The 4194-nt window shown below is 74.6% G+C and carries 1 protein-coding gene; it reads right to left on the minus strand.

The annotated features are described in order from the left end of the window. Nucleotides 1–4194 (minus strand): SDR family NAD(P)-dependent oxidoreductase (locus ACZ4VL_RS40155; protein WP_468210861.1); only part of this gene is annotated, 4194 nt, incomplete at both ends.

Genomic DNA, 4194 nt, shown 5'->3' on the forward strand with positions numbered 1-4194 from the left:
CACCCTCACCCCACCCGGTACCGTCCGCGGCAGCCGCGAACGCCTTGATCCGACCGTCCTCCGCCAACCCCCGCTGACGGCTGAAGTCGATGAAGTTCTCGGGCGTCGACATGACGGTGACACCGCCGGCGAGGGCCATGTCGCACTCGTCGTTGCGCAGTGCCTGGATCGCCCAGTGCAGGGCGACGAGGGACGACGAGCAGGCCGTGTCGACCGTGACCGCCGGGCCCTCCAGCCCGAAGACGTACGAGACGCGGCCGGACATGACGCTGCCGGCGTTGCCCGTGCCGACGTGGCCCTCCAGGCCGTCCTGCTCGCGGGTGATGAGGGAGAGGTAGTCCTGGCCGTTGGTGCCGACGAACACGCCGGCGCGGCTTCCGCGCAGGGTGGTCGGGTCGATGCCGGCGCGTTCGAAGGCCTCCCAGGAGGTCTCCAGCAGGAGCCGCTGCTGCGGGTCCATGGCGAGGGCCTCGCGCGGCGAGATGCCGAAGAAGTCGGCGTCGAAGTCGGCCGCTGCGGTGACGAAGCCGCCCTCGCGGGTGTACGAGGTGCCCGGCTGGTCCGGGTCCGGGCTGTAGAGGCGGTCGACGTTCCAGCCGCGGTCGGCGGGGAACGGGGCGACCGCGTCCGTGCCGTCCGTGAGCAGCTGCCAGAGGTCCTCGGGGGTGCGGACGCCGCCGGGGAAGCGGCAGCTCATGGCGACGACGGCGATGGGGTCGCCGTCGACGGCCGCGGCTGCGGGCAGCAGGGTGCCGGAGACGGGGACGGGGACGCTGCCGACGAGCTCCTCGCGGAGGTGGTCGGCCAGTGCGGCGGAGGTCGGGTAGTCGTAGACGAGGGTGACGGGCAGCCGCAGCTCGGTGGCCGCGCCCAGCCGGTTGCGGAGCTCGACGGCCGTGAGCGAGTCGAACCCGAGCTCCTTGAAGGCGCGCTCCGCGCCCACCGCGTCCGCGGTGCCGTGTCCGAGGACGGCGGCGACGTGGGTACGGACGAGGTCGAGCAGCTCCCGTTCCTGCTCGGCGGGTGTGAGCGCGGCGAGCCGCCCGGAGAGGGTGGCCGGGCTCCCGGCCTGCCCGGCGGACCGGCCGGAGCCGGCTTCGGTCGCCGTACGGGTCGCGCGGACCTCGCTGAGCTCGCTGAACAGTGCGGTGCGGCGTACTGCGGCGTGGCCGGCGAGGTACCGGTCCCACTCGATGTCGGCCACCGCCAGGGCGGCGTCACCGGCGTCACCGGCGCCGACGGCCTGGCGGAGGGCGCGGATCGCGGGCTGCGCCGCCATCGGGGGCACACCGTCGCGGCGCATCCGGGCTTCGAGGGCCTGGTCGGCGGCCATGCCGCCCTCGGCCCACGGACCCCAGGCGATCGAGGTCGCGGCCAGGCCGGCGGCCCGGCGCTGCTCGGCCAGGGCGTCGAGGTAGGCGTTGGCGGCGGCGTAGTTGCCCTGGCCGGCGGTGCCGACGGTGCCGGTCATGGACGAGAACAGCACGAACGCCGTCAGCTCGATGCCGAGTTCGAGGGTGAGTTCGTGGAGGTGGAGCGCGGAGGTCGCCTTGGCCTGCAGGACGCCCTGGAAGCGCTCGGGCGTGAGGGCGTCGATCAGGCCGTCGTCGAGGACACCGGCGGTGTGGACCACCGCAGTGAGGTCCTCGGCCTCGGCCGTCAGCAGTGTACGGAGGGAATCGCGGTCGGCGGCGTCGCACGCCACGACCGACACCTCCGCACCCAGCTCCACCAGCTCCGCCGCCAGCTCGGCAGCGCCCGGAGCATCGGGGCCCCGGCGGCTGGTCAGCACCAGCCGCTCCGCACCCGCACCGGCCAGCCAGCGGGCGAGCTGCCCGCCGAGGGCCCCGGTTCCACCGGTCACGAGCACCGTGCCGGACGGCGACCAGGACTCGGCGCCCGCGCTGCGGGCCGCCCGTACGAGCCGGCGTCCGAAGACCCCGGAGGACCGGACCGCGACCTGGTCCTCCCCCGCGACACCACCGGCGAGCACACCGACCAGCCGGCCCATCGCCCGCTCGTCCCAGACCTCGGGCAGGTCGACCAGACCGCCCCAGCGTCCGGGCAGTTCCAGCGCGGCCACCCGGCCCAGACCCCACACCTGGGCCTGCACCGCCGACACCAGCCGGTCCGAACGACCCACGCTCACCGCACCACGGGTCAGGCACCACAGCGGCGCCTCCACCCCGGCATCACCCAACGCCTGCGCCAACACGGCCGTAGCCACCACACCGGCGGCCTCGTCCAGCGCCAGCAGCGACACCACACCCGCGACGCCCTCGACCCCGGCCAGCAGACCGGCCACAGCGGCACGATCGGCCCCGGCCTCGACGACCACCTGACGGACCTCGGCGCCCCGCCCGGACAGTGCACCCACCACGGGGTCGACCAGGGCGTCGTCAGCGTGGGCGGCAGGGATGACGGCGATCCACGTGGCGCCCGGCAGCTCGGACGACGCGGGCGCCGTCAGCGGCTTCCACTGCACCCGGTAGCGCCAGCCGTCGGCCTGCACCTGCTCCTGGTTCTGCCGGCGCCAGGCCGACAGGGCGGGGACGAACTCGCTGAAGCTCGCCTCGTCGTCCACCTCCAGCTCGGCCAGCAGGGCGGCCAGATCGCCCCGCTCGATCGCGTCCCAGAACCGGACGTCGACCGCGTCCGCGGCCCGGGCCGGGGCGGTGCTGCCGTCCGACAGGGCCGTCTCCGGCCAGAACCGCTGCCGCTGGAAGGCGTACGTCGGCAGCGCCACCCGCCGGGTGCCCGTGCCGGCGAAGAGCGCGGACCAGTCCACCGCGACGCCCCGCACGAACGCCCGGGCCACAGCGGTGACGGCCGTCTCCGCCTCGACACGCGCCACACGCAGGACCGGCACGAAGGCGACGTCGGCGGGGCCCGTCAGGCACTCCTGGGCAAGGGCGGACAGCACGCCGTCCGGCCCGAGCTCGACGAACGTGGTGACACCGGCGGCTTCGAGGGCGCGAACGCCGTCGAGGAAACGGACCGCCTCGCGGACGTGCCGCACCCAGAAGTCCACCGACCCCATCTCGTCGGAGACGAGGGCGCCGGTCAGGTTGGACACGACCGGGATCCGCGGAGCGGCGAAGGACAGCCCGGCCACCACCTGGCGGAAGTCGTCCAACATGCCGTCCATGTGCGGCGAGTGGAAGGCGTGGCTGACCGTCAGCCGCTTGGTCTTGCGGCCCTCGGCCGCGAACGCCTCCGCGACGGCGACCGCCGCGTCCTCGTCGCCCGCGACCACGACCGACTGCGGGCCGTTGACCGCGGCGATGCTCACCCGGTCGGCGTCGGTCAGCAGCGGCAGGACCTCGTCCTCCGACGCCTGCACGGCGATCATCACGCCGCCGGCGGGGAGGGCCTGCATCAGCCGGCCGCGGGCCGCGACCAGCGTGCACGCGTCGTCCAGCGAGAAGACACCCGCCACGTGCGCGGCGGCGATCTCACCAATGGAGTGACCGGCGAGGAAGTCCGGCCGCACGCCCCAGCTCTCCACGAGCCGGAACAACGCCACCTCGACCGCGAACAGTGCCGGCTGCGTGTACTCCGTCCGGTCCAGCACGGCGGCATCGGAACCGAACAGCACGTCCTTCAGCGGGAGTTCGAGCTGGGAGTCGAACCGCGCGCACGCCTCGTCCAGGGCGTCCGCGAACACCGGGAAGGCGTCGTACAGCTCCCGGCCCGCGCCGGGGCGCTGGCTGCCCTGCCCGGTGAAGAGGAAGGCGAGCCCGCCCTCCGAGACGGTGCCCTGCACCAGGCCGGGCAGCGGCTCACCGGCGGCGAGGCCCCGGAGGCCGTCGACGACCGCGTCCCGGTTGGCGGGGTCGGCGAGCAGGACCGCACGCGACTCGAACGCCGAGCGGCCGGCGGAGAGGGAGTAGGCGGTGTCGGCGGTGGCGACGTGCAGGCTCTCGGTCAGCCACGACACGAGCTGCTCCGCCTGGGCGCGCAGTCCGGCCGCGTTCTTGCCCGTGACGACGAACGGGAGGAGGGGCGCGGCGTCGGCGGCGAGCGGCTCGGGCCCGGTGTCGTCGCCGTCCTCGGCCGGGGCTTCCTCGATGATCGTGTGGGCGTTGGTGCCGCTCAGGCCGAAGGAGGAGATGCCGGCGCGGCGCGGACGGCCGGTCTCCGGCCAGTCCACGGACTCGGTGAGCAGGGCCACGTCGCCGGCCGACCAGTCCA

The sequence above is a fragment of the Streptomyces sp. NPDC029014 genome (genome assembly GCF_055564695.1).